The organism is Planktomarina temperata RCA23 (assembly GCF_000738435.1).
In the GTDB taxonomy this organism is placed as follows: domain Bacteria; phylum Pseudomonadota; class Alphaproteobacteria; order Rhodobacterales; family Rhodobacteraceae; genus Planktomarina; species Planktomarina temperata.
Genome location: NZ_CP003984.1, coordinates 1,451,011 through 1,477,159, shown reverse-complemented (window position 1 = coordinate 1,477,159; position 26,149 = coordinate 1,451,011). Strand labels below are relative to the sequence as shown.

Annotated in this window: 27 protein-coding genes and 1 pseudogene; all 28 read right to left on the bottom strand. The window is 55.1% G+C overall.

Features of this window, described 5'->3' with window-relative positions:
* Window positions 1–4: 4 nt before the first annotated feature.
* The 28 genes and pseudogenes from RCA23_RS06990 to RCA23_RS06855 all read right to left on the bottom strand — a co-directional run bounded on the left by RCA23_RS06990 (window position 5) and on the right by RCA23_RS06855 (window position 26,108).
* Complete coding sequence (locus tag RCA23_RS06990; RefSeq protein ID WP_236631410.1) at window positions 5–748, bottom strand: biotin--[acetyl-CoA-carboxylase] ligase; 744 nt, start codon at window positions 746–748, stop codon at window positions 5–7.
* A complete protein-coding gene (nuoN, locus tag RCA23_RS06985; RefSeq protein ID WP_044049705.1) occupies window positions 738–2,180 on the bottom strand; it encodes an NADH-quinone oxidoreductase subunit NuoN in 1,443 nt (480 codons plus the stop codon). The genes RCA23_RS06990 and nuoN overlap by 11 nt, the downstream gene beginning before the upstream one ends.
* 16 nt (window positions 2,181–2,196) lie before the next feature.
* Window positions 2,197–3,747 (bottom strand): NADH-quinone oxidoreductase subunit M, encoded by a 1,551-nt coding sequence (locus RCA23_RS06980; RefSeq protein WP_044049704.1) that lies wholly within the window; start codon window positions 3,745–3,747, stop codon window positions 2,197–2,199.
* Window positions 3,747–5,864: an NADH-quinone oxidoreductase subunit L gene (gene nuoL / locus RCA23_RS06975; RefSeq protein ID WP_044049703.1), complete on the bottom strand. Its 2,118-nt coding sequence runs from the start codon at window positions 5,862–5,864 to the stop codon at window positions 3,747–3,749. Before nuoL ends, RCA23_RS06980 begins: the two co-directional genes overlap by 1 nt.
* Before the next feature lie 6 nt (window positions 5,865–5,870).
* Window positions 5,871–6,176: an NADH-quinone oxidoreductase subunit NuoK gene (gene nuoK, locus RCA23_RS06970; protein ID WP_044049702.1), complete on the bottom strand. Its 306-nt coding sequence runs from the start codon at window positions 6,174–6,176 to the stop codon at window positions 5,871–5,873.
* Window positions 6,173–6,778: an NADH-quinone oxidoreductase subunit J gene (locus RCA23_RS06965; RefSeq protein ID WP_044049701.1), complete on the bottom strand. Its 606-nt coding sequence runs from the start codon at window positions 6,776–6,778 to the stop codon at window positions 6,173–6,175. Before RCA23_RS06965 ends, nuoK begins: the two co-directional genes overlap by 4 nt.
* A gap of 22 nt (window positions 6,779–6,800) precedes the next feature.
* Window positions 6,801–7,295: an NADH-quinone oxidoreductase subunit NuoI gene (gene nuoI, locus RCA23_RS06960; RefSeq protein ID WP_044049700.1), complete on the bottom strand. Its 495-nt coding sequence runs from the start codon at window positions 7,293–7,295 to the stop codon at window positions 6,801–6,803.
* Between the two features lie 4 nt (window positions 7,296–7,299).
* The gene (gene nuoH, locus RCA23_RS06955) at window positions 7,300–8,337 is read right to left on the bottom strand and encodes an NADH-quinone oxidoreductase subunit NuoH (RefSeq protein WP_044049699.1); all 1,038 of its coding nucleotides are present in this window, start codon (window positions 8,335–8,337) and stop codon (window positions 7,300–7,302) included.
* Entirely contained in the window at window positions 8,334–8,591 is a 258-nt protein-coding gene (locus RCA23_RS06950) for a hypothetical protein (protein WP_044049698.1), read from the bottom strand. Before RCA23_RS06950 ends, nuoH begins: the two co-directional genes overlap by 4 nt.
* Window positions 8,592–8,595: 4 nt before the next feature.
* Window positions 8,596–10,614: an NADH-quinone oxidoreductase subunit NuoG gene (gene nuoG / locus RCA23_RS06945; RefSeq protein WP_044049697.1), complete on the bottom strand. Its 2,019-nt coding sequence runs from the start codon at window positions 10,612–10,614 to the stop codon at window positions 8,596–8,598.
* A 2-nt stretch (window positions 10,615–10,616) separates the two neighbouring features.
* On the bottom strand, window positions 10,617–11,051 hold the full coding sequence (locus tag RCA23_RS06940) for a DUF5333 domain-containing protein (RefSeq protein WP_052377082.1): 435 nt from the start codon (window positions 11,049–11,051) through the stop codon (window positions 10,617–10,619).
* 3 nt (window positions 11,052–11,054) lie between these two features.
* On the bottom strand, window positions 11,055–12,350 hold the full coding sequence (nuoF, locus tag RCA23_RS06935; RefSeq protein ID WP_044049696.1) for an NADH-quinone oxidoreductase subunit NuoF: 1,296 nt from the start codon (window positions 12,348–12,350) through the stop codon (window positions 11,055–11,057).
* A gap of 5 nt (window positions 12,351–12,355) precedes the next feature.
* Window positions 12,356–12,583 carry a DUF5337 domain-containing protein gene (locus RCA23_RS06930; protein ID WP_044049695.1) on the bottom strand — a complete coding sequence of 76 codons (228 nt, stop codon included), beginning with the start codon at window positions 12,581–12,583 and terminating at the stop codon, window positions 12,356–12,358.
* 65 nt (window positions 12,584–12,648) lie between these two features.
* Window positions 12,649–13,437: pseudogene (gene nuoE, locus RCA23_RS06925) on the bottom strand (NADH-quinone oxidoreductase subunit NuoE); the annotation flags it as partial.
* A 65-nt stretch (window positions 13,438–13,502) separates the two neighbouring features.
* Window positions 13,503–14,714: an NADH-quinone oxidoreductase subunit D gene (locus tag RCA23_RS06920; protein WP_044049694.1), complete on the bottom strand. Its 1,212-nt coding sequence runs from the start codon at window positions 14,712–14,714 to the stop codon at window positions 13,503–13,505.
* 49 nt (window positions 14,715–14,763) lie between these two features.
* A complete protein-coding gene (locus tag RCA23_RS06915; protein ID WP_044049693.1) occupies window positions 14,764–15,660 on the bottom strand; it encodes a hypothetical protein in 897 nt (298 codons plus the stop codon).
* Between the two features lie 3 nt (window positions 15,661–15,663).
* The gene (locus tag RCA23_RS06910; RefSeq protein WP_044049692.1) at window positions 15,664–16,275 is read right to left on the bottom strand and encodes an NADH-quinone oxidoreductase subunit C; all 612 of its coding nucleotides are present in this window, start codon (window positions 16,273–16,275) and stop codon (window positions 15,664–15,666) included.
* Window positions 16,272–16,478: a YodC family protein gene (locus tag RCA23_RS06905; RefSeq protein ID WP_044049691.1), complete on the bottom strand. Its 207-nt coding sequence runs from the start codon at window positions 16,476–16,478 to the stop codon at window positions 16,272–16,274. The genes RCA23_RS06910 and RCA23_RS06905 overlap by 4 nt, the downstream gene beginning before the upstream one ends.
* A 4-nt stretch (window positions 16,479–16,482) precedes the next feature.
* The gene (locus RCA23_RS06900) at window positions 16,483–17,016 is read right to left on the bottom strand and encodes a NuoB/complex I 20 kDa subunit family protein (RefSeq protein ID WP_271487982.1); all 534 of its coding nucleotides are present in this window, start codon (window positions 17,014–17,016) and stop codon (window positions 16,483–16,485) included.
* The gene (locus RCA23_RS06895) at window positions 17,007–17,336 is read right to left on the bottom strand and encodes an NADH-quinone oxidoreductase subunit A (RefSeq protein WP_371832622.1); all 330 of its coding nucleotides are present in this window, start codon (window positions 17,334–17,336) and stop codon (window positions 17,007–17,009) included. The genes RCA23_RS06900 and RCA23_RS06895 overlap by 10 nt, the downstream gene beginning before the upstream one ends.
* 161 nt (window positions 17,337–17,497) lie before the next feature.
* Window positions 17,498–18,283, bottom strand: coding sequence for a crotonase/enoyl-CoA hydratase family protein (locus tag RCA23_RS06890; protein WP_044049688.1), 786 nt, complete (start codon window positions 18,281–18,283; stop codon window positions 17,498–17,500).
* The gene (locus tag RCA23_RS06885; protein WP_044049687.1) at window positions 18,273–19,163 is read right to left on the bottom strand and encodes a hydroxymethylglutaryl-CoA lyase; all 891 of its coding nucleotides are present in this window, start codon (window positions 19,161–19,163) and stop codon (window positions 18,273–18,275) included. Before RCA23_RS06885 ends, RCA23_RS06890 begins: the two co-directional genes overlap by 11 nt.
* Window positions 19,163–21,094, bottom strand: a complete 1,932-nt coding sequence (locus RCA23_RS06880) for an acetyl/propionyl/methylcrotonyl-CoA carboxylase subunit alpha (protein WP_044049686.1) — start codon at window positions 21,092–21,094, stop codon at window positions 19,163–19,165. The genes RCA23_RS06885 and RCA23_RS06880 overlap by 1 nt, the downstream gene beginning before the upstream one ends.
* Window positions 21,091–21,561: a hypothetical protein gene (locus tag RCA23_RS06875; RefSeq protein WP_044049685.1), complete on the bottom strand. Its 471-nt coding sequence runs from the start codon at window positions 21,559–21,561 to the stop codon at window positions 21,091–21,093. The genes RCA23_RS06880 and RCA23_RS06875 overlap by 4 nt, the downstream gene beginning before the upstream one ends.
* 4 nt (window positions 21,562–21,565) lie before the next feature.
* Window positions 21,566–23,137: a carboxyl transferase domain-containing protein gene (locus RCA23_RS06870; protein WP_044049684.1), complete on the bottom strand. Its 1,572-nt coding sequence runs from the start codon at window positions 23,135–23,137 to the stop codon at window positions 21,566–21,568.
* A gap of 21 nt (window positions 23,138–23,158) precedes the next feature.
* Window positions 23,159–23,644, bottom strand: a complete 486-nt coding sequence (locus tag RCA23_RS06865; protein WP_044049683.1) for a hypothetical protein — start codon at window positions 23,642–23,644, stop codon at window positions 23,159–23,161.
* On the bottom strand, window positions 23,641–24,804 hold the full coding sequence (locus RCA23_RS06860) for an isovaleryl-CoA dehydrogenase (protein ID WP_044049682.1): 1,164 nt from the start codon (window positions 24,802–24,804) through the stop codon (window positions 23,641–23,643). The genes RCA23_RS06865 and RCA23_RS06860 overlap by 4 nt, the downstream gene beginning before the upstream one ends.
* A 110-nt stretch (window positions 24,805–24,914) precedes the next feature.
* Entirely contained in the window at window positions 24,915–26,108 is a 1,194-nt protein-coding gene (locus tag RCA23_RS06855) for a DegT/DnrJ/EryC1/StrS family aminotransferase (RefSeq protein ID WP_044051366.1), read from the bottom strand.
* Between the last annotated feature and the right edge of the window lie 41 nt (window positions 26,109–26,149).

Sequence of the window (26,149 nt, the reverse complement as noted above, 5' to 3'; positions counted from 1 at the left end):
GGCCCTAAAAATAGATATCAGCGGCTGGTATGACCCTCTTGCCGCCTGCCGTCAACAGCAGCAAATTGCCCTGCACATCCAGCCCCTCAAAGCGGCCGATGATCTCCTCTCGCCCTGTGCGTGCGGTGATTTCTTCACCCAAACGGGCCGCGTGCGCGGTCCATTCGGCGCGAATCTCAGCAAAGCCTTGCTGCTGCAAAACCGCCTCGACCGCTGCAAATTCTGCCGCAAGGATTGCAAGAAAGGCTTCGGGCGCAAGGCTTTCGCCGGTCACATCCGCCACGCCGATTGGCGGGAAACTGGCTTGTGCAACATCTTGAGGTGCAGGCCCGAGGTTCACACCGATCCCAATGGTCAAACGGTCCACCAGCTGGCCAGACCCAGAGGATTCAAGCAAGATCCCAGCCACTTTCCCACCATTGAGCAAAACATCATTTGGCCATTTCTGAGCCAAGGCCCCCGCGCCCACCAGGCTGGACAAGGCACGCCGCAAGGCGCAGGCAGCCACGAAGGAGCGTTGCGCGGCCTCTGCGGGGGTGCAACGGGGCTGCATGACCAAACTGGCCGCAAAGGCCCCAGCGGGACATAACCAACTGCGTCCCTGCCGTCCCCGGGCTTTGCTCTGTGTGCCAGCCAAAATCCAATGCGGAAAACCCTGCGCCCCATCATAACTGCGGGCCAAATCCATTGTGGATCCAGCCCGCGCATGAAAACTGGCGCTGACGCCAGAGGGCAACTTAATTTGCAAGAGACTCCGCCGCCAATTGCGCCAATGGCTCAATGCCAAACAGGCTAAAGGCCGCACCGACAGTGATCACAGCGGTGGAGGCCACCAAAATCACAGTCAGCCTACGCGGCGTTTGCGTATCAAGTGGCTCACTTTCCGCGCCAAAATACATGAAATACACGATGCGGATGTAGTAATAGGCGCCAATCACAGAGGCCACGACCCCGGCTATCGCGAGCCAGGCCATATTGGCCTCATAGGCGGCGCGCAGCACATAGAATTTGCCAAAGAACCCAACCATCGGGGGAACCCCAGCCATAGAGAACATGATGAATACGACACAGAGCGCTCTTAAAGGTTGGTATTTTGACAGCATGCTGAGGGAGGCAATATCACTCACAGGCCGGCCGTCACGCTCCATAGAGAGGATGAGGGCGAACATGCCGATGTTCATGGAGATATAAATCGCCATATAGATTAGCATGGCTTGTACGCCGAACACGGTGCCCGCGGCCAACCCCATCAAAGCAAACCCCATATGCGCGATTGAGGAATAGGCCATCAGACGTTTGATGTCTTTTTGCCCAATCGCCGCCACAGCACCAAGGAACATAGAAAACAGCGACAGAACCGCCACAACCTGTTGCCAATCTGCAGTTACGCCGCCGAATGCATCATTCACGACACGGGCAAATAGCCCCATGGCCGCCATCTTTGGCGCCGTGGCAAAAAAGGCGGTGACAGGGGTTGGCGCCCCTTCATAGACATCTGGCGCCCACATGTGAAATGGTGCGGCGGAAACCTTAAAGCCCATGCCAGCGATCACAAAGACCAGGCCCAGGAGCAAGCCGATGGACAGATCCCCACCGCTTGTTGCGGCCATAATCCCAGAAAATTCAACCGTTCCGGCAAACCCATAGACCAAAGAGGTACCATAGAGCAGGAGACCAGAGGACAAAGCCCCCAGCACAAAATATTTCAACCCGGCTTCGGTGGATTTGGCACTGTCTCGTCGGAAGGCCGCGATCACATAGAGGGCCAAAGACTGCAGCTCTAACCCCATATAGAGGGTCAAAAGGCTGCCAGCGGAGACCATCACCATCATGCCCACAACCGAAAGCGCCACCAAAAGGGGATATTCGAACTTCAACATATCATGCTTGGCCGCGTAATCTTGGCCCATCACCAGAACCAAAGCCGCGGACAGTAAGATCACAATCTTGCAAAATCGTGCAAAACTGTCATCCATGAACATCCCGCCAAAGGAGGCCGTGCCGGTTGGCGTGCCCATCGCCAAGATCAGCGCCAGAAACAAAAACGCACCGCTGGTCAACCAAATCGAGAGCACGGCATGGCGATCCTTGCCCGTATAAACGAAAACAACCAAAGCCAGCATCGCATAGAGCGACAGAAGAACCTCAGGTAGAACAGTCGTGAAATCTGAAGCGATCATGTTCCAAAATTCCCCTTTAATGGGACGCAGTGGATGCGGCCGAACTCACAATGCCGTGAGCGGCCACATTGCTGTGATAGGTTTCAACCAAAGCCGCAACCGACGGCCCAATGATGTCAAGGATGAGCGCGGGATAAACGCCCAGGATCAGCGTCATCGCCACGAGCGGGGCAAAGATCATCTTCTCACGCGGTGCCATATCGGTAATGGATTTCAAGCTTTCCTTGATCAAATCCCCCAAAACCACGCGGCGATACAGCCACAAAGCATAGGCGGCCGATAGGATCACACCAGAGGCCGCGAAGAGCGCCACCCAAGTATTGACTTGAAAGATCCCCATCAAGGTGAGGAATTCACCGACAAATCCCGATGTGCCCGGCAAGCCAACATTGGCCATGGTGAAGAACATGAAGATCAATGCATAGCTCGGCATCCGATTTACGAGGCCGCCATAGGCGTCAATGTCGCGGGTGTGCATCCGGTCATAAATCACCCCAACACAGAGAAACAAAGCGCCAGAGATAAACCCATGACTCAGCATCTGGAATATCGCGCCATCAATCCCTTGCTGATTGGCCGCAAATATTCCCATGGTGACATATCCCATATGCGCCACCGAGGAATAGGCGATCAGCTTTTTCATATCCTGCTGCGCCAGGGCGACCAATGACGTGTAGACAATCGCAATCGCCGACATCCAAAACACCAAAGGCGCCAGCAGGTCAGAGGCCACAGGGAACATCGGCAAAGAGAACCGCAGAAACCCATAGCCGCCCATTTTTAGCAAAATTGCCGCGAGCACCACAGAGCCGGCCGTCGGCGCTTGCACATGGGCATCTGGCAACCAAGTGTGCACCGGCCACATCGGCATTTTCACCGCGAATGAGGCAAAGAAGGCCAACCACATCAGCGTCTGCGCCCCGCCAATAATGTGAAACCCTGCCACAGTCAGCGTGTCTGATCCAAAATTATGGCTCAAAAGCACCACCATATCCGTGGTCCCGGCATCAGCAAACATGGCCACCATGGCCACCAGCATTAAAACCGAGCCCAAAAACGTGTAGAGAAAGAACTTGAACGACGCATAGATCCGCTCTTTGCCACCCCAAATCCCAATGATCAAAAACATTGGGATCAAACAGGCTTCAAAGAACATGTAAAACAGCACCAGATCTAAGGCGCAGAACACCCCGATCATCAAGCTTTCAAGCACCAAAAAGGCGATCATATACTCTTTGAGACGATGTGTGACATTCCATGAGGCTGCAACGACCAGGGGCATTGTGAATGTCGTCAGCAAAACGAACAACAGGCTTATCCCATCAACCCCCATCTTATACTGCATGCCCAAAAGCCAGCTGCGCTCTTCAACAAATTGAAAGCCTGTATCATTTGGCTCAAAACCCGACAGCAGCATGAGGGAGGCCAGAAAGGTGAACCCTGTCGCGGCCAGCGCCAGATATTTCACATTTCTTTGCGAGGCCTCACCATCCCCACGGGCCAAAAGCGCCAAAATGACCGCTGCGACCAAAGGAATGAATGTAATTAGGCTAAGAAGGTTGCTCATTATTTACCTCCCGCGATGGTCACCCAGGTGACCAAGGCTGCGATTCCGATCACCATGCCAAAAGCATAGGTGAAGATATAACCCGACTGCATGCGGCCGGCCCATTTGGTGAAGAAGGGGATGATCCCCATGGCCAGACCGTTGATGCCACCATCAATGATTTTTCCATCTCCAACCTTCCAAAGGGTCCGCCCCAGCCATTGCGCCGGGCGCAGGAAGATCACATCGTAGATTTCATCAAAATACCATTTATTCAGTAGGAAGCGATAGAGCACCGGATTGCTCTCAGCCACCCGACGCGGCAGGTCCAGCTTGGTCATGTAAAATGCCCAAGCCCCTGCAAAGCCCAGGACCATAGCGATAAATGGGGACAATTTGACCAACCAATGGACGTGATGCGCATCGTCCAGCACAGTGTTACTGGGCGCCATATAGATCGCCCCCCGACCCGGCTTGTCCTCAGCGCCATCATCCCCTGCGCCATGACCGGCCGCATCATCGGTCTCTGCGCTGGCTGTGGCGGCATGGGCGGGCGCAATCAGGTTAGATCCACCCTGAGCATGATCCTCATCATGGCCAGCATTTGCCTCAACAATGCCAAAGAAAACTTCCACTTTATGGTGGTCCCCAAAAAACGGCTTGTAAAAGACCATGCCTGAGAAAATCGCTCCAACCGCCAGCACCGCAAGCGGCACCAGCATGACCTTTGGGCTTTCATGGGCGTGCTCATGGGTGTGTTTGTCGCCCCGCGCCGCGCCGAAGAAGGTCAAGAACATCAAGCGCCAGCTGTAAAAACTGGTGAACATCGCCGCGATAACCAACATCCAGAAGGCATAACCTCCCATTGTCCCCGCATAGGCACTCTCAATCACCGCATCCTTCGACAGGAAGCCGGCAAAGCCGTAGTGCGTGAGGGGGATACCAACACCCGTAATCGCCAGCGTGCCGATCATCATAGCCCAGAAAGTATAGGGCAGTTTTTTGCGCAAACCGCCGTAATTGCGCATATCTTGCTCGTGATGCATCCCGTGAATAACCGAGCCTGCACCCAAAAATAGCATCGCCTTAAAGAAGGCGTGGGTCAAAAGATGGAACATTGCCACGGAATAGACCCCAAGCCCGGCCGCCACGAACATATATCCCAGCTGCGAGCAGGTTGAATAAGCAATCACCCGTTTAATGTCATTTTGCACAAGTCCAACGGTCGCCGCAAAGAAGGCCGTCGAAGCGCCCAGGAAGACGATGAAATTCATCGTATCAGGTGCAAATTCCATAATCGGAGACATGCGGCACACCAAAAAGACACCCGCAGTGACCATAGTGGCTGCATGGATCAAGGCGGACACAGGGGTCGGGCCTTCCATCGCGTCCGGCAACCAAGTGTGCAAGATCAACTGCGCCGATTTGCCCATCGCGCCGACGAACAGCAAGAAGGCAATCAAATTCGCCGCATTCCAATCGCGCCAAAGAAAGTGCAACTCCATCGTGGCCAGTTGTGGACCGATCAAAAAGATATCCTCAAACTTGATGCTATCGGCTACGAGATACAGGCCAAAGATACCCAGCAAAAATCCGAAATCGCCAACCCGGTTAACCACAAAGGCTTTGATTGCCGCCGCCCCTGCGCTTTGTTTGCGGATGTAGAACCCAATCAGCAAATAAGAGGCCACGCCCACCCCTTCCCAGCCAAAGAACAGCTGCAACAGGTTGTCAGAGGTCACCAGCATCAACATGGCAAATGTGAAAAACGATAGATAGGCAAAGAACCTTGGACGATAGCTTTCACCGTCCCGGAAATGATCATCATGGGCCATATAGCCCATGGAATAAAGATGCACCAAGGCCGAGACGGTGGTGATCACAATCAACATAATCGTCGTCAGCCGGTCCATGCGAATGGCCCAATCGGTCGACAAGGTGCCGCTCTCAATCCAGCGCAGAATATGGATACTTTCGGTCTGCCCATCAAAGCTGAGAAACAGCACCCAAGACAAAAGCGCCGAGAGAAACAACAGCGCGGTGGTCAAGACCTGCGCCGCCTTATCGCCAATAACCCCGTGACCGAAGCCTGCAATCAGAGCCCCCACCAATGGGGCAAAAAGGAGTATAGTTTCCATAACGCCTTACCCTTTCATTACGTTGACGTCTTCAACGTCAATCGAGCCTTTGTTACGGAAGAAACACACCAAAATCGCCAAGCCGATTGCAGCTTCGGCCGCTGCCACGGTCAATACAAAGAGCGTGAAAATCTGCCCAACATAGTCGCCAAGAAAGGCCGAAAAGGCGACGAAGTTGATATTCACGCTCAGCAGCATCAATTCGATACTCATCAACAAAATAATGATATTTTTGCGATTCAGAAACAGTCCAAAGATGCCAATCACAAACAGGGCCGCCGCAACGGCCAGATAATGTTCAAGTCCGATCATAGTCCCTGCCCCGGTTTTACATCTTTCAATTCCATAGCTTTGGCTGGATCACGCATCATCTGCGCAATCACGTCCTGACGCTTGACGTCCACCCGGTGGCGCAGAGTGAGCACAATCGCCCCAATCATGGCCACCAAGAGCACCAAGCCGGCCAGTTGGAAAATTAAAATATAGTCATCATAAAGAATGGCACCCAGCTCGCCGGTGTTGGTGCCGGCGCCGAATTCAGCGGCCAAGCGTCCCTCGTATCCGGCCGAATAGTCCCAAACCCCGAAGGCGAACATCAACTGCATGAGGACAATCACGCCAATCACCAACCCAAGAGGCAGATATTTTGCCATCTCTGCTTTCAGTTCAGCAAAATCCACATCAAGCATCATCACAACAAAGAGGAATAAGACCGCCACGGCGCCGACATAGACGATGATCAGCAGCATGGCCACAAACTCGGCACCCAACAGGACAAAAAGGCCCGCCGCCGAGAGAAAAGCCAAAATCAGCCACAAAACCGAATGCACCGGGTTGCGCGCCACGACTGTGAAAATGCCCCCGATCAAAGTGGACATTGAAAATGCGTAAAACGCGAGTTCCGCGATACCCATCGTAATTCCTTCCCTTGGCCGCTTAGCGATATGGCGCGTCGAGTTCGAGATTGCGGGCAATCTCAGCTTCCCAACGGTCGCCATTTTCTAGCAGTTTGGATTTGTCGTAAAATAACTCTTCACGCGTCTCAGTTGAAAATTCGAAATTCGGCCCTTCAACAATCGCATCCACCGGGCAGGCCTCTTGGCAAAAGCCACAGTAGATGCATTTGGTCATATCGATATCATAACGGGTGGTGCGGCGGCTGCCGTCATCGCGCGGCTCGGCGTCAATGGTGATGGCCTGCGCCGGGCAAATCGCTTCGCAAAGCTTACAGGCAATACAGCGTTCTTCCCCATTCGGGTAGCGGCGCAAAGCATGTTCACCGCGGAACCTTGGGCTCAAGGGTCCTTTTTCATGCGGGTAGTTCAAAGTCGCCTTAGGCCGGAAAAAATATTTCATACCCAATTTGAACGCAGCCCAAAAATCTTGCAGTAAGAAATATTTGACCCGACGTGTATAATCAATATTTGCCATTGGTTTAGCCTCCCACTGTCCAGCGGGCATAGACGCCCCAGAACCAACCGAATTTCGCTGCAAAGGCCACAAAGACCACCCAGACCAAGGAGAAGGGCAGAAATACTTTCCAGCCCAAACGCATCAGCTGATCGTAGCGATACCGCGGTACCAAGGCTTTGACCATGGCAATCAGGAAAAAGAAGATTGCCATTTTCCCGACCATCCAGACCGGACCATCGGCAATGAAAGGCACAGGCGAGGCCCACCCCCCGAAGAACAACAGGGTGATCAAAGCACACATCAAGAATATCGCGATATATTCACCGGCCATGAAGAGCAAAAAAGGCGTTGACGAATATTCAACCTGATACCCCGCCACAAGCTCCGACTCTGCCTCAGGCAAATCGAAGGGCGGGCGATTGGTTTCTGCCAAGGCGCTGATGAAAAACAAAAACACCATGGGGAAATGCGGGATGAAATACCAATTGAAAAAGCCCAAATCGCCATTTTGCGCTGCAACAATTGCGCCAAAATTCATCGATCCGGTCGAAATAATCACTCCAATGATGATCAACCCCATCGAGACTTCATAGGAAATCATCTGCGCTGCAGAGCGCAGGGAGCCGAGAAAGGGATATTTCGAGTTGGAGGCCCAACCGCCCATAATCACCCCATAAACTTCGAGCGAAGACACTGCGAAAACAAAGAGCAAGGCCACGTTGATATCGGCCAAAACCCAGGTCGCGTTGAAGGGGATAACGGCCCAAGCCAACATCGCCAAAACAAAGGACACAAGCGGCGCCAATATAAAGACAGGACGATCTGCGCCCGCAGGAATCACAATTTCCTTAACCACATATTTCAAGGCATCGGCCACGGTCTGCAGCAGGCCAAAAAAACCCACCACATTTGGCCCACGCCGCATCTGAACCGCAGCCCAAATTTTCCGGTCGCCATAGACCAAAAACAGCAAGCTGATCATCACAAAACCAACCACCGCAAGGGTTTGGCCCAAAAGGATCACTGCGACCCCGAGGTTTGTGGAAAAGAATTCGTTCATACCTTTGGTATCCCTCGTTCCTTGCGTTCAGCTGTGCTGATTTTCGCCTGAATATCGGCCGAGATGTCAGCCGGGTCATATGTTGGGCTGTAAACCGTATCTTGGGTAAAAATACCAGCCTTCGCTGCATGGTTTTTCGATGAAATCACCGCTCTGTACGCCGCAATCCCGCTGCAGCGCCCGTGACCTTGCAAAGTCCCGCCAAACTCCGGTGCGCGACAGCTGTCCAAACGATCCATCAAAGCCAAACCCATCAAATTATTCCGCCGCAAGAGACGCAGAATTGCGCGCTTTGGCATTGGCAGATAGTTCCGCCATCAAGGCACTGGCCCGGGCGATCGGATTGCTGAGGTAATAATCGCTTATCGCCTGTCCAAACGCACCCTTGCCCATTTTTCCGCCCGACACCGCCTGCCATTCATTTTCTGGCACCCCATCAATCACCGCCAAATGGGGGACCGCTGCAATCATGTCATTGCGCAGCTGTGCCAAAGTATCAAAGGGCAAGGTCGCGCCCAATTCAGCAGAAAGCGCCCGCAGAATGGCCCAGTTTTCCTTGGCTTCACCCGGTGCAAAGCCAGCGCGCTGCGCCAATTGTGGCCGCCCTTCAGTGTTGACAAAAATACCATTTTCTTCCGTGTAGGCCGCGCCCGGCAGGATCACATCGGCCCGATGCGCCCCTCTATCGCCATGACTGCCTTGATAAATCACAAAGGCCCCGGGCGCGATGTCCATTTCATCCTCCCCCAGATTATAGATGACCTCAGCGCCTTCAACGGCGGCGGCAAGACCCCCTTCGGTGGTGCATCCCAAATCCATCGCACCAACGCGTGCCGCTGCTGTGTGCAGGATCAGCAATTTGCTGTCAGTTTTTTCGCAAAGCTCCATCGTGGCCGCCAGAACCGCCGCGCCATCCTCGGCTTGCAAAGCCGCCTGCCCCAGAACCACCACGGAGGGCTGCTCCAGAACAGCTTTATAATCTTTCTTAAGCAAGGCCTGCAGATCCGCACGCCCCGTGCCAACATGCACATAGTCATAGGTCAGATCGACTGGCTCACCAATCAAACCAATTGTGGCGCCACGGCTCCAAGCCTTGCGGATACGGGCATTCAGAACCGGCGCTTCCATCTTCGGGTTGGTGCCAATCAACTGGATCATCTGCGCAGTTTCGAGATCCTCGATGCGTGCAGTGCCGACATAGCCGCTCCGATTGCCCATCGGTAATTGCGCCCCATCTGTCCGGCACTCAATTTTTCCACCGAGCCCAGCTATGACCTGCTGAAGCGCATAGGCTGCCTCTGTCGAGACCAGATCGCCAACCAAAGCGGTCACCTTTTTGCCAGCCATAGCCGCGGCCGCAGCTCCAAGCGCTTCCGGCCAGGTCGCGGGCCGCAGTTTGCCCGCCTCTCGAATATAGGGACGGTCCAAGCGCTGACGGCGCAAGCCATCCCAAACAAAACGCGACTTATCGGCCAGCCATTCCTCATTCACACCGTCATGGTTGCGCGGCAAAAACCGCATCACTTCACGGCCCTTTGTGTCCACGCGGATATTGGAGCCAAGTGCATCCATCACATCAATGGAGTCGGTTTTGCTCAACTCCCAAGGACGAGCGGCAAACGCATAGGGTTTGGACACCAAAGCACCAACCGGACACAGGTCAATGATATTGCCCTGCAAATTGCTGTCGAGCGTTTGCCCCAAATAGCTGGTAATTTCAGCATCTTCACCGCGCCCAGTTTGGCCCATCTGGGTGAGACCGGCCACTTCGGAGGTGAAGCGCACGCAGCGGGTGCAAGAAATACAACGGGTCATATGGGTCTCGACCAAGGGTCCCAAGTCCAAATCCTCTGTCGCCCTTTTGGGCTCACGGAATCGGCTGAAATCCACGCCATAGGCCATGGCTTGATCTTGCAGATCGCACTCTCCGCCCTGATCACAGATTGGACAATCCAGCGGGTGGTTGATGAGCAAAAATTCCATCACCCCTTCGCGGGCTTTTTTCACCATCGGAGAATTGGTTTTGACAACTGGCAATTGCCCTTCTGGGCCGGGGCGCAGATCGCGGACCTGCATCGCGCAAGAGGCGGCAGGCTTCGGCGGACCACCCACAACTTCCACCAGACACATCCGGCAATTGCCAGCGATGGTCAGACGCTCATGATAACAAAACCGCGGCACCTCAACCCCGACCTGCTCACAGGCTTGGATCAACGTCATCGCGCCGTCTACTTCGATTTCTTGATCGTCGATGATGATTTTACGCAGGTCAGACATATCTAATTCGCTTTCAGCAATTTTCCGATCGCAGAGCCTGCTTGAATTTCAGCAAGCCCAAAGGTGCAATAGGTCGCGGGTTGGTCAGGGATAACCCCATGATCTGCAAGTCGCTTTTGAGCAATGCTCAGAACACGACTTTTTTCCACAGGATCTTTAACAAAGGCACTCACCTCTTGCGGCGAATAGCCGAGCGATCGAGCCTCTGCCTCAAGTGATGTAATGTAAAACCAAGCCCTCAGCAGCCGTGCAGAGATACTAGGACAGGTTTCACGGACCACATTGGCCATAGAAATCGCAATCAGCCCTTCGTTGATCTCGACCTCATGCGCCAAACCCTTCGCGGCAATAGCCGGCGCCGGCACACAGCACAGCGCAAAGGCAACGGCCTTCAGCGTGATGCGCATGTCAGCAGGATATGAAGCGATCAGGGTCATCGGTTATTCAGCCGCCAAACCACGCAAGGGACGGCGTTTATGGGCGATGCGCTGCTCTATATCGTCGCGGAAATGCCGGATGAGCCCCTGAATAGGCCAGGCGGCCGCATCCCCAAGGGCACAAATTGTATGGCCTTCGACTTGTTTGGTCACATCCAGCAACATATCAATTTCCTCTGGTCCCGCATCACCGGTCACCAGCCGCTCCATCACCCGCATCATCCAGCCTGTGCCCTCGCGGCACGGGGTGCATTGGCCACAGCTTTCATGCTTGTAGAACTTTGCCAAACGCCAAACAGCTTTGACCACATCCGTCGATTGATCCATCACAATGATGGCCGCTGTGCCGAGACCTGAACGCTGTTCGCGCAGCCAGTCAAAATCCATTATCGCATCTTGTCGCATGACTGAGCCGGGCAACATCGGCACGGAAGATCCACCCGGGATAACCGCTTTGAGATTGTCCCACCCCCCACGGATCCCGCCGCAATGCTTATCAATCAGCTCATCGAATGAGATCGACATCGCCTCTTCCACCACACAGGGTGTATTCACGTGACCAGAAATTGCAAAAAGTTTCGTGCCCGTATTGTTGGGACGGCCAAACCCTGAGAACCACGCACCACCGCGGCGTAAAATCGTTGGCACAACCGCAATGGATTCCACATTGTTCACCGTGGTCGGACATCCATAAAGCCCCGCCCCTGCAGGAAAGGGAGGTTTCATCCGCGGCATGCCCTTCTTGCCCTCAAGACTCTCTAAAAGCGCGGTTTCTTCACCGCAAATATAGGCTCCCGCCCCGTGGTGCAGGTAAATGTCGAAATCCCAACCCGATTTGGCGGCATTCTTGCCAACCAACCCAGCGTCATAGGCCTCATCAATCGCCGCCTGTAGCGCTTCGCGCTCGCGAATATACTCGCCGCGAATGTAGATATAGCATGCATTGGCATTCATCGCGAAAGAGGCAATCAAGCAGCCTTCAATCAGCGTATGCGGATCATGACGCATAATTTCACGGTCCTTGCAGGTGCCCGGCTCGGATTCATCGGCATTCACGACCAAATAGGACGGGCGGCCATCGCTTTCTTTTGGCATAAAGGACCACTTCAACCCCGTTGGGAAGCCTGCCCCTCCGCGGCCGCGCAGCCCGGAGGCTTTCATCTCATCAATGATCCAATCACGGCCCTTTTTGATCAAAGCGGCCGTGCCATCCCAATGGCCCCGCGCTTTGGCGCCTTTCAATGTGCGCTCATGCATCCCATAGAGATTGGTGAAAATACGATCTTGATCTTTCAGCATTTCATTTAGCCTTTATCTGCATCGCGGCGCGCACGCCAAATTTGAAAAGTGACAATAAGTGACCAAACCATCGCAGCCATAACGGCCAAATCCAGCAACAGCATGTAACGGCTGGAAATATCAAGCTGCACAGCGGCCCATTGCATGGCAAGCCAAATCAGTATCGCACCGGCGATGACCAGACTAGCTGTCCGGCCTTTCTTGGCTTGGATATGATCTTTTTCGCTGTGCATGTTGTGTTCGGTCTTTCAACGCATTGTCTTTGCCAGGAGGCGATCGGTTACTTTGTCTCTTTCGCCTTGGCAGCTTTCGCCTTGGCGGTTTTGGGCTTTGGTGCGGCCTTTGCTTTGGCCTTCGGGGCAGCTTTCGGTTTTACAGCCTTGCCCAACCATGGGGTCAGGAGCGGCACTTCACTGCCGTCAATCCGTTTGACCGTATCCCCCAAGTCCACAGCCAATTGCACAGAAGCGTTAAACGCCGCCTTGCCCGGCTCACGGTCTTTCAAAGAGGTCAACCCCGTGGCTGGCTCCGCGGCATAGCGGCCCGATTGCGAACCGGGGGTTGGCAGCTGGCCTGCGGCCAATTGATCAATCAGATCCGCGAATTTCTCAGCGGTGAGATCTTCATAGTAATCTTTGCCAATCTGAACCATCGGCGCATTTGCGCAGGCCCCCAAACATTCCACCTCTTCCCAGCTGAACTTGCCATCTTCGGAAATAACATGGGGCTTGCTGGCAATTTTTTCTTTGCACACGGAGACCAGATCTTCTGCACCGCAAATCATGCAAGTGGTGGTGCCACAAATTTGGAAATGCGCCACCTGGCCAACGGGCTGAAGCTGGAACATGAAATAGAAGGTCGCAACCTCTAAAACCCGAATATAGGCCATGCCCAAAAGATCAGCCACCGCCTCAATCGCGGGCCGCGTCAGCCAACCTTCTTGCTCCTGGGCGCGCCACAGCAATGGGATCACCGCGCTGGCCTGCCGGCCCTCGGGGAATTTGGTCATCTGCGCCTCTGCCCAAGCCTGGTTGGCAGGCGTGAAAGCAAAGGAGCTGGGTTGATCTGCGTGTAGACGACGAAGCATGTAAGGCCCTGTAATTTAAGCGTTCAAAGACGCGACATAGATTTCAAAAGGAACGGCGTGGCATCTCATCGGTCAATCTCTCCAAAGACCACATCCATCGTGCCAATGATTGCCGCCACATCTGCCAGCTGGTGCCCTTTGCACAGGTGATCCATCGCTTGCAGGTGCAAAAAGCCCGGTGCCCTTATCTTGCTGCGATAGGGTTTATTCGTGCCATCTGCGACCAGATACACCCCAAACTCACCCTTTGGCGCTTCAACAGCCGCATAGACTTCGCCCTCGGGAACATGGAAACCCTCGGTGTAAAGTTTGAAGTGGTGGATCAAAGCTTCCATCGACTGTTTCATCTCACCGCGTTTTGGCGGGGTCATTTTTCCGCGCGCCATGACATCTCCGGGCTCCTCGCGCAATTTACCAATGGCCTGTTTGATGATCGACACGGATTGACGCATTTCCTCCATGCGGCACAAATAGCGATCATAACAATCTCCATTCTTGCCAACAGGAATGTCGAATTTAAACTCGTCATAGCATTCATAGGGCTGCGCCCGGCGCAAATCCCAGGCAAAGCCAGAACCGCGCACCATAACGCCACTAAAACCATATTTCTGAATGTCGTCTTCTGTCACAACGCCAATATCTGCGTTACGCTGCTTGAAAATCCGATTTTCTGTCAACATCGTATCGATGTCTTGCAAAACCGCTGGGAAGCTCTGGGCCCATTCTTCGATGTCATTGATCAGAGCATCAGGCAGATCTTGATGCACCCCGCCTGGGCGGAAATAGGCCGCATGGAGACGCGCACCGCAGGCCCGCTCATAAAAGATCATCAGCTTTTCGCGCTCTTCAAATCCCCAGGTCAAAGGCGTCATCGCCCCCACATCCATCGCCTGGGTCGTGACATTGAGCAAATGGTTGAGCACGCGGCCAATTTCACAATAGAGCACCCGGATCAGGCTGGCGCGGCGCGGCACTACAGTGCCGGTGAGTTTTTCAATCGCCAAACACCATGCGTGCTCCTGGTTCATTGGCGCCACATAATCAAGCCGGTCAAAATAGGGCAAGTTTTGCAGATAGGTCCGGCTTTCCATCAGCTTTTCCGTGCCACGGTGCAACAGTCCAATATGCGGATCGCAGCGCTCGACAATCTCGCCGTCCAATTCCAGCACCAAACGCAACACACCATGCGCCGCCGGGTGCTGTGGACCGAAGTTGATATTGAAATTGCGAATCTTTTGCTCGCCGGTCAAAGCGTCGTCAAATTTGGAGCCGTCCATTATGCACCTCCTTCTTGGCCAAAGTTTTGGCCGATGATGATCTGTAGTATCACGCCAGCAACTCCCGATTTTTCCGCCAATTCTCCGGCAGTTCCGCGAAATTATCAGCAACAAAGTCGTATTGCGCCTTTAAAAACTCCAAAGTGTCCCGACGCAGGCCTTCAGGAAAAGGCGCCGCAAGGCCCACATGCGCGCGCTTGATCTGGCTGGGGCTTATCGCTTCGATCCCCCAATAGGAACACATGGCGTCAAACTTGGGGCCGTCCTGCAAATTTTCCGAAAAGCCGATCTGAAACTGCGAGTGATCGAAGACGGAGGCAAAGCGCGAGATATTCGACTTATAATCGCCCCGTATCACGATATGCGCCTCTTCTTGTTTGTATAAAACGCGCTGTAAGATATCTTGGCAGGTGAGCAAGAAATCCTGCCCCTCTTTCATACTGCGTTTGGCCACCATGCGCACATGCGACAACAGACGCTCCAGCGGATCGCGCATCAGATATTGCAGCTTTACGCGAATAGGCAGCGCTGAAATACGGGCAATCTCTGTGGGCTCAAGCAAAGCATAGGCCGGCGTGACGTCAAGCAAGACCGTCTCATCCATACGCCCAGCCTGCAGATACTCCAAATAGGCGGAATCGTCACTGCGCTCTGCCGAAAGCGCCATGATCAGCGCTTTGGTATCATCAATCCGGCGGCTCAAGCTGAGAATGCGGATGATATCATCCGCAGCTTCAACCTCAATCAGACGCGCCTCATATTGCACCACAAGACGGTCCAAAACCTTCAGCTGGCGCATTAATTTCTTAGGATTAAATTTTGAAAAATAATGACATTCCTTAACAGACCGCACATGACACGCCGCATGATCATGCAAATAGCGATACATCCAAGACGTTCCCGCCTTCGTCGCTCCCACGCAGATCAAAAGTGTCGGATCCGCCATAGCTTACCCCTTGGCCCCATCAGTTTTCTCGTCACCCGGCAGCACATATTTTGCCCCCTCCCAAGGAGACATAAAGTCGAATTGACGGTATTCTTGCACCAAGGACACGGGCTCATAGACCACACGCTTTTCAGCCTCGTCATAGCGCAGTTCCGTATAGCCGCTGGTTGGAAAATCTTTGCGCAGCGGATGGCCGCGAAAGCCGTAATCGGTCAGCAATCTGCGCAGATCCGGGTGGCCAGAAAAGAGGATGCCAAACATATCGAATATTTCACGCTCGAACCAATTTGCCGAAGGGTGCACCTCTACGATCGAGGCCACCATGTCATCGGCCCGCACAGAGGCCCGCAAGCGCACCCGGTGGTTCTGATACATGCTGAGCAAATGATACACGACGTCAAAGCGTTTCTCGCGGCCCGGATAATCCACCGCTGTGATATCCACCAAAGTCGAAAAGCGGCAGTTGCGGTTGGACTTCAGAAAATCAACCAACCCAACGATATTGGACGGCGCGACTTCAATGGTCAGCTCGTCAAAACTTACATCATAGGACAGCACGCAATCGGGCCGTTTTGATGCAATCAACGCACCCAATTCTTGTAACGCCTGTGTCATTTCACAACTTTCTTTGCAGGAGAGGCGACGCCGGCTTTCGGCGGATCCTGAGGCTGCAATGCTGCCAACGCGAACCATTCGCGTTGGACTGCCAAATCAACAAACCACGCGCAGCGCGCATCCGCATGTTCACCCAATTCTTCCACAGTCATCAACGGACCACCACTCTTTAGATATACAACCGAACCAAGCTCAACTTTCATGACTTTACCTCACGATTGTTCCTGTTCTGCGAATTTTTCTTTGAAGCTGCAAAATACCGTAAAGCAGCGCCTCTGCGGTGGGTGGGCAGCCGGGCACGTAGACGTCTACAGGCACAATCCGGTCGCAGCCCCGCACAACAGAGTAGCTGTAATGATAATAACCGCCACCATTGGCACAAGAGCCCATCGAGATCACATATCGCGGCTCGGGCATTTGGTCGTAAACCTTGCGCAGGGCCGGCGCCATTTTGTTCGTCAATGTCCCAGCAACAATCATCAAATCGGATTGACGTGGACTGGCCCGCGGCGCAGTACCAAAACGTTCCAGATCATACCGCGGCGTGGACGCATGCATCATCTCGACAGCGCAGCACGCCAGGCCAAAGGTCATCCAATGCAGGCTGCCCGTGCGGGCCCAATTGATAATGTCTTCGGTTGATGTGACCAAAAAGCCTTTGTCCTGAAGCTCACTGTTGAGCTCTCTCGTGGCGACATCACGGTCAAATCCAGCGGTATTCGCCCCTGCCATCACTCCCATTCCAAGGCTCCCTTCTTCCACTCATAAGCAAATCCGATGGTGAGAACCGCCAAAAATGCCATCATCGACCAAAAGGCCAGCATGCTGATATCCTTAAAGGCCACCGCCCAAGGGAAGAGAAACGCGATCTCAAGATCGAAGATAATGAACAAGATCGCCACCAAATAAAAGCGCACGTCAAACTTCATCCGCGCATCATCAAAGGCGTTAAACCCGCATTCATAGGCGGAGACTTTTTCCGGGTCTGGATTGCGCACCGCGACCACAGCTGCAGCCAATAACAAAACAATGCCCAATCCTATCGCCACTGCCAGCAGCATCAATATCGGGAGGTAATCCTGTGCAATATTTTCCACGTTGGCTCCTTACATGCGCCGCTAGTGGCACAACATGCCGCCTGTACTACGCTTCGGGCTCAAAAGGGTCAACGCCCGGATTGCGCAATCCCAGCCGGTCTTATAAAAAATTTATCCAAAACCGATCAACGGGCCTGCCAGCTTGGCGCAGATTTTTGGAAGAAGGCGGCAATTCCCTCCTCCGCCTCTGGGCTTTCCCATTGCGCAATCAAAGCTGTGACCGTCATTTCAATGGTCTGCGCGTCAATGACCGGACCCAGGGCGCGCGCCAATTTTTTCGCCGCGGCCACGGCCCCCGGAGCACAGCTTAAATAAGGTGTCACCTCTGCCGTCACCGCCCGGTCAAGCGCGTCTTCGGCAACGGTCTTGGCCAAGAGCCCCAAGCTCTGCGCTTCTTGCGCAGAAAACTTGCGTGCAGACATGAACACACGCCGCGCCGCCGCCTCGCCCATGCGCGCAATCACATAGGGACCGATGGTTGCCGGAATCAGCCCAAGCTTGGTTTCAGTGAGCCCCATCCAAGCATTCTCAACCCCAATGGCCACGTCACAGATAGAGGCCAGCCCGACCCCGCCGCCAAAGGCATTGCCGTGAAGACGTCCGATCACCGGCTGCGGCAGTGTGTTCCAAGACTGCAGCATCCCCGCAAGACGTCGCGCGCCTTCTTGCCGGGTCGCACGATCCGCCTGCATCTGCGCTTGCATCCATTGCAAATCTCCACCGGCGCAAAAGCTCTTGCCGCGCGCGGCCAAAACCACGACCCGCGCCGAACTGTGGCGCAAATTTGCGGCCATTTCGGTCATCTCGTCGATCATCTGAGCAGATAAGGCGTTGTGTTTCTCGGGCCTGTTCAACCAAACCGTACAGACCCCTTGTGCATCTGTTGCGCTGTCTATCGTATCAAATTGCATCTATTGCGCCTTCTGTGCGTCCCAGAATTTTTCGTGCCAAACGCGCGGCCTGCGCCAATCCGGCGCGATCTGGCGCACCAGAGATGTCATATCCGCGGGCGATAAGATGGGCATAGACCAATTCCGTATCCACATTGCCCTTCGCTCCAGGCGCATAGGGACAGCCGCCCAAGCCAGCAATGGAGGCATCAAAAATCCGCAATCCATAGTCGAGGGACACATCAATATTTGCCAAGGCCCGTCCCGCAGTATCATGATAATGACCGGCCAATGCTTCGGCCGGCACGACCCGCACCACAGCCTCCAACATGCGCGCCACCTGCTCAGGATAGGCCGTGCCTATGGTGTCGCCGAGGGAAATTTCGTCACAGCCCGCGCCATGCAGCAGCTCAGCAAGCCGGGCCACTTCGGAGGGGGCGACGGGCCCATCATAGGGGCATTCAGTGACGCAGGAAATATAACCGCGCAGCCGCACCCCCTCCGGCGCCTCAGCCCTGAATGTCGCAATGACGTCTTGCACGCGCTCCACAGCCCCGGCGAGCGAAATATTCGTATTGGCGCGGCTAAAACCTTCGGTTGCCGCGATGAACACACAAAGCCCCCCGACCGGGGTCGCCAAAGCCGCCTGCAAACCCCGATTATTGGGGGCCAGAGCATAGAGCTGCGCCGCGCCGGGTGTCACCCCCTCAACCACCTGCGCCGCATCTGCCATTTGCGGCACCCATTTGGGGCTGACAAAACTGGCGCATTCGATCCGCCGAAGGCCCGCGCCCGCCAAAGCCTGCGTCAGGGCGATTTTATCCTCCGAGGAGATAAAGGCCGGTTCATTTTGAAGCCCGTCACGCGGGCCAACCTCAAAAATCTCCACCGCCTTACTCATCACGCGTCCTCCTGTGCGGCTTCAATCACAGCCAAAACCACACCCGCATCCACTTGTTGATCTTGCCGCGCCGTTAAGTTTTCAACGCGGCCCGCGTGATCGGCGCAAAGCGTATGCTGCATTTTCATCGCTTCGAGCACGACAATCGGGTCTCCAGCGGCAACCTCTTGCCCCGCGCGCACGAAAACCTGTTTGACCAAGCCAGGCATCGGCGCTGTGATCGCCCCATCGCTTTGAACCGTCGCGGTACGCTCCAAGGGATCAATCACATCAAACACCAGAGTTTGCTCACCAAAGAGATAGGCTTTGCCAGCGGCCAAGACCGCAGGCCGCTGCGATAGCGTGCGCGGACCCAGCTCAAAAATTTCCCCGGCCACATCAACCACGGTCTGCCCCCCAGGGCGTAGGCTCACATGCACAGTTTGCAGCTCATCTTGATAGCGCAAAGCCAGGCTTTGGCGCAGCGGTGTGAACAGCGTGAAACCCGCATCACCCTGCCGATCTCGGCCAGTATCCAACAGCCCCATGGCGCAAAGCGCCGCTCTTGCCCAATCTTCCGGAGCCGGTACCGGCGCGCGGGTCAACCCCTCCATATCACGCGCGATCAACCCTGTATCAAAGCTGCCGGCCACAAAATCCTCGTGCTGCAGAAGCGCAATTAAAAAATCACGATTGGTCTTGAGACCCGCGATTTGAGTCAATTTCAAGCCCCGCAGCAGCAGCCGGAGCGCGCTGGCACGATCTGGGCCTGTGGCGATAAGCTTTGCGATCATCGGATCATAATAGGGCGTGACCTGCCCACCCTGCGCCACGCCTGTCTCCACACGCAATCCAGGTCCAAAGTTCAGATGATGCAACTGGCCAATCGAAGGCAGAAAACCCTGCGCGGAATCTTCGGCATAGAGCCGCGCCTCAATGGAGTGACCCTGCGCATGGATTTCATCTTGCTTCAGCGGCAAAAGCCCCCCCGCCGCAACTTGCAGCTGCCAGGCCACCAAGTCTATGCCTAAAATCTCTTCGGTGACGGGGTGCTCCACCTGTAATCGCGTGTTCATCTCCATGAAATAAAAGCTGTCTTCGTTCAGAGCGTCGCTGCCATCCACAATAAACTCAACCGTGCCTGCGCTGGCGTAACCAATGGCCTGAGCGGCGCGCACCGCCGCCCGCCCCATCGCGTCGCGAACCGCATTTGGCATATGCGGCGCAGGCGCCTCCTCAATCACCTTTTGATGACGGCGTTGCAAAGAACAATCCCGCTCATAGAGGTGCACAGCTTTCTGCCCATCACCGAACACTTGGATTTCAATATGGCGTGGGTTGGCAATGAATTTTTCAATCAACACCCGCGCATTGCCAAAGGCGCCTTGCGCCTCTGACTGTGCCGAGGCCAGATGAGCCGCAAACTCCTCAGGCCGGTCGACACGGCGCATGCCTTTGCCGCCACCGCCCGCCACCGCCTTGATGAGCACGGGATAGCCAATCTCTGCGGCGGCTTGTTGCAGCCGCTCCAAAGACTGCGTCTCGCCGTGATATCCCGGCACAATCGGAACTCCGGCCTTTTGCATCAAAGCCTTTGCGGCATCCTTGAGCCCCATGGCCCGAATGGCCGCAGCGGGCGGGCCGACCCAGATCAGGCCGGCCTCTTGCACCGCTTGGGCAAAGTCGGGATCTTCTGACAGAAACCCATAACCCGGATGGATGGCATCTGCGCCATGCTCTTGGGCCGCCGCGATAATCGCATCACTGCGCAAATAGCTCTCAGCTGGGCTGTGACCGCCCAGATACACCGCCTCATCACAAGACTGCACATGCAGCGCCTCTTCATCCGCCTCCGAGGCAATGGCCAGGGTGGCAATTCCCATCTCCCGGGCAGAGCGGGCAATGCGGCAAGCAATTTCGCCGCGGTTGGCAATCAGCAGTTTTTGAATCATTTCTGCAAGCTTTCAGCGTGATAACTGCGGTAGCGCCGCCGGAAAATAAAGTTGGGACGATCCCCTTCAAAGAGATAGAAACATCCCCCCACAACCACCAAAGCGTTGCACAGATCGTAGTATTGCGCAGGTCCGCTCAACAGCCCCCCATAGCCCGAGGCCCCACTGAAAAAGCGGATCAGAAAAATCATCGGCACAAATAGGGCCGCCAGATAGGCCAACCTATTGCGCAGCACGAGGCCAGCACCCGTCAAAAACAGCACGGCTCCGAAGACCAGGCGCGGCAGAGAGGCGCTGCTGCCCAGGACAATCTCAAGGCCTCCAACAGCAACAAACCAAAGGCAGATCAGCCAGATGGCCAGACCAAAACGCCCTTTGGCATGGCCGCGCACCTGCGCCTCGGTGACATAGACCCAATGGCGGCCAAAGCTGTCCGGCTGGGTCGTCACTGTCGTTTCATCTCGCATATCATTACATCCTAAAGACGCCAAATTTTGTTTCATCGATTGGGGCATTGAGAGCCGCGCGCAGGGAGAGAGCCAAGACCTTGCGGCTGTCCCTCGGATCAATCACCCCATCATCCCACAATCGCGCGCTGGCGTAGAGCGGATCGGATTGCGTCTCAAACATCTCAAGCGTCGGCTGTTTGAATGCGGCTTCTTGCGCGGCGCTCCAGCTGCCTCCCGCCCGCTCAATCGCATCACGTTTGACCGTGGCCAATACGCCGGCCGCTTGCGCCCCCCCCATGACGGCTGTGCGCGATGTCGGCCAGCTCCATAAAAACCGCGGTTGAAAGGCGCGGCCTGCCATACCGTAGTTGCCTGCCCCATAGCTGCCCCCGACAATCATGGTAATTTTCGGCACAGAGGTACAGGCGACCGCCGTGACCATTTTAGCCCCATGGCGCGCAATGCCTTCGTTCTCATATTTTTGTCCCACCATAAATCCCGTAATATTTTGTAGGAAAATCAGTGGTGTTTTGCGTTGAGAGCAGAGTTCAACAAAATGCGCACCCTTTTGCGCCGCCTCGGAAAACAGCACACCATTATTGGCAACAATGCCGACCGGCATGCCCTCAATATGTGCAAACCCCGTGACCAAGGTGGTGCCAAACCGCGCTTTAAATTCATCGAACGCCCCGCCATCGGTCAACCGGCAGATCACATCGCGAATGTCATAGGGCGTGGTTAAATCACTCGGGATCACATCAAAAATGTCATCCATACCAGTCTCTTGCGCGTCGCCCGCCGGCGCAAAGGCGGGTTGGGGCGGAGCGGCTGGCAGGTGGCGCACCGCCTCACGCGCCAGAGCCAGAGCATGGGTGTCATCTTCCGCCAAGTAATCGGCGACCCCCGACAGGCGCGTGTGCACATCTCCGCCGCCCAAGTCTTCCGCAGACACCACCTCGCCTATGGCCGCTTTGACCAATGGCGGCCCCGCGAGAAAAATCGTCCCCTGCTCTTTGACGATAATCGACACATCCGCCATGGCCGGCACATAGGCGCCCCCGGCCGTGCAAGACCCCATCACCACGGCAATCTGCGCCAAGCCTTTGGCAGACATCTGAGCTTGATTATAAAAAATGCGGCCAAAATGATCCCTGTCTGGGAAAACCTCATCTTGGTTGGGCAAATTCGCCCCGCCGCTATCGACCAAAGACACCACGGGCAGATGGCACTCTTGGGCAATTTCTTGGGCACGCAGATGTTTTTTCACGGTCATCGGATAATAGGTGCCGCCTTTCACCGTAGCATCATTGCAAATCACCATAACTTGGCGTCCATGCACTGTGCCGACACCTGTGATGAGCCCAGCGCAGGGTGCCGCGCCCTCGTACATACCATGGGCAGCGGTGGCCCCAACTTCTAAAAATGCGCTGCCGGGGTCCAAGAGATTGGCAACCCGGTCCCGCGGCAACATTTTTCCGCGCGCCAGATGGCGGGCTCGCGCCGCGTCACCGCCGCCTTGCGCAGCCTTCGCTGCGGCCTGCTCTACCCGCGCCAAAGCCTGCAGATGCAGCTGTTTGGCGATTGAAGCTTCCATCTGTGTCACCGCGCGCCGCCTCTACTCTTTCAAAACACAATAGTCTGCGGTGGAGCGCCCTTCGAGACAGGCCGCATATTCACCGCTCAAACCGACGAGCTCTGTGATTTGGCAGCCAAGCTGCTTGGCCGCCAAACGTGGCTTGCCCTCAGGATCGCCTTCGGCCTGGCATTTTTGCGAGACATAGTTGATCCAACCGCTCAAAATACCTGCCAAATCTTCGGCAGATTTTACCGTGATGGCCTCGGTCACATCCTCCTGCAAAAGCCGCATAGTCGCGGTCCAGCCTTCGCGTTCGCTTTGCAGACAGGCCAAATGCGCGTCTGAGGCGACCTCCAAGCTGACGCAGGGCTCAAAGATCAAGCCCAGACATTGGCCCCAGCTGGTGTTTTGCCCCATGTTCTCTAAACACGCCATCGAATTCACATGCGCTTGCGACAATTTCGTCTCCGCCTGTGCCCCCATGGCCAATACCGCCAATCCTAGGCTCAATAAAAAATTTTTCATAACATTTTTCCCATCAATTCTCGGCCAACCAACATGCGACGAATTTCGCTCGTCCCGGCACCGATTTCCATCAATTTTGCATCCCGAAACAGCCGCGCCACGGGTGCATCGTTCAAAAATCCTGCCCCGCCCAGCGCTTGCACGGCTTGGTGAGCCTGTTTCATAGCCTCTTCACTGGCAAAGAGGCAGCAGGCCGCCGCGTCTTGGCGTGTCACCTCACCCCGATCACAGGCTTTGGCCACCTCATAGACATAGGCCCGCGCCGAGTTCATCGCTGTATACATATCGGCGATTTTACCCTGCATGAGTTGAAAACTGCCAATCGGTTGGCCGAATTGCTTGCGTTCTGCCACATAGGGCATGACCTCATCCAAACAGGCCGCCATGATACCCAAGCCAATACCGGCCAGGACCACGCGCTCATAGTCCAGGCCAGACATAAGGACCTTCGCTCCGGCACCCTCCTGTTGCAGCACGTTCTCAAAGGGGACTTCCACATTGTCAAAGATCAGCTCCGCCGTATTCGACCCGCGCATGCCCAGCTTGTCGAAATGACCGCTGGTGGAAAACCCCACCATATCGCGTTCAATCAAAAAAGCGGTCAAACCGCGCGATCCGGCCTCGGGATCTGTTTTGGCATAAACCACCAAGACATCGGCATCTGGTCCATTGGTGATCCAGAATTTATTGCCATTGAGCCGATAGTATCCATTGCGCTTTTCAGCCCTTAGGCTCATCGAGATCACATCCGAGCCCGCGCCCGCCTCACTCATCGCCAATGCGCCAACGTGATCGCCAGAGATAAGTTTGGGCAGATATTTTCGTTTTTGCTCTGGGGTTCCATTAAGGTTGATCTGATTGACGCAAAGATTCGAATGCGCCCCGTAGGACAGGCTGACACTGGCCGAGGCTCGGGCGATTTCTTCAATCACCACCGTATGGGCCAAATAGCCCAGGCCGCCGCCGCCAAAGTCTTCATCTACGGTGACCCCAAGGACCCCAAGATCCCCCAATTGCTTCCACAGCTGCGCAGGAAATTGATTGTCGCGATCCACATCGGCAGCCAAGGGTTTAATCTGTTCCTGCGCAAAACGATGCACCAATGTCTGAAGAGCGTGGATATCCTCTCCTAGATCGAAACGCATACTGGCTGTAAACATAGAACCCCCATTTATTGAACGCTTGTTCAATTTAAGCAAAGTTTCACCGGCCTGTCCAGCCTAAGCACCCGGCCGGTGGCAAATAAACCCGAAAAGACCGGGCAGAGGTCTCACGCCCCCTTTGCCTCTTGAGCCACTTCCTCGGCGATAATACGCGCCACAATGGCGCAATCATCCAAAGAGAAGGTCAAAGGCAGCCTCATATCAATCACACCGTGCAAAATACGATCACTCTTGGGCATGGCACTGCTGGGCGCATAGGTCCAACTGTCATAACGGCTGGTGAACCCGACCGGATCTGGGGCCCCAAACCATTTAAGCTCCACCCCGCGGGCCAAACAGCGCGCCAGAACAGAACGGATCGCCGCCGATGACCAATCGAGCAATAGGAACTGATAGGAGGAGGCAACAAATTTTTCTTGCTGCGGCCGCTTGATACGCGTGAGGCCTGCAACCTGGGCAAGCCCCTGGTCCACGACATGATAGCGATCATTCCAAGCTGCGCATTGTGCCTCGAGCTGGCGCAGCTGTGGGCGCAAAATGGCGGCGCGCAGATTGTCCATCCGCCCTGAAATATTGGGGGTGACCAGCCGCACCGCCTCAAAAGCCTCGATCGGGGGCCCTGCACGGTGCTTGCCATAGAGCATATAGCTGCCTGACAGCATAATGGCCCGCGCCATGATCTCATCATCCTCACAGATCAGGAGGCCGCCCTCGCCAGAATTCACATGCTTATAGGTCTGGCAAGAGTAACAGCCGATGATCCCAGCACGTCCGGACCAAGTATCGCCCCATTTTGCGCCCATCGTATGGGCACAGTCTTCAATCACCTTGAGATTATGCACCTGCGCCAGATCCATCAACGCATTTATATCCACGATATGTCCACGCATATGCGACAGCATCAAAACATCGGCTTGATCGGCCTTAGCTGCCAAATCGTCAAGATCAATAACCAACCCTTCAGTCACACCCACAAACACCGGCACAGCACCGACCGAGGCAATGGCCCCAGGCACCGGCGCGAGAGTGAAAGCATTGGTCAACACCCGATCACCGGGCTTCACGCCCAGAGCACGCAGAGCTGTGGCCAGCGCATAGCCGCCAGAGGCCACAGCGAGGCAATAACGCGCGCCCATTTGCGCGGCAAATTCCTGCTCCAAGAGCGCGGTTTCGGACACCTCGCCCGCCGCCTCATTGTAGCGATGCAGCCGCCCATGCTGCATGACCGCCACGGCCGCCGCGATGGATTCGTCCAAAATGGGTTCTTGCTGGGTGAAATTGCCCATGAAAATCTCTGTCATGCGGCAGGTTTTGGTCTTGCTGCGGGCAAAGTCAATCCACT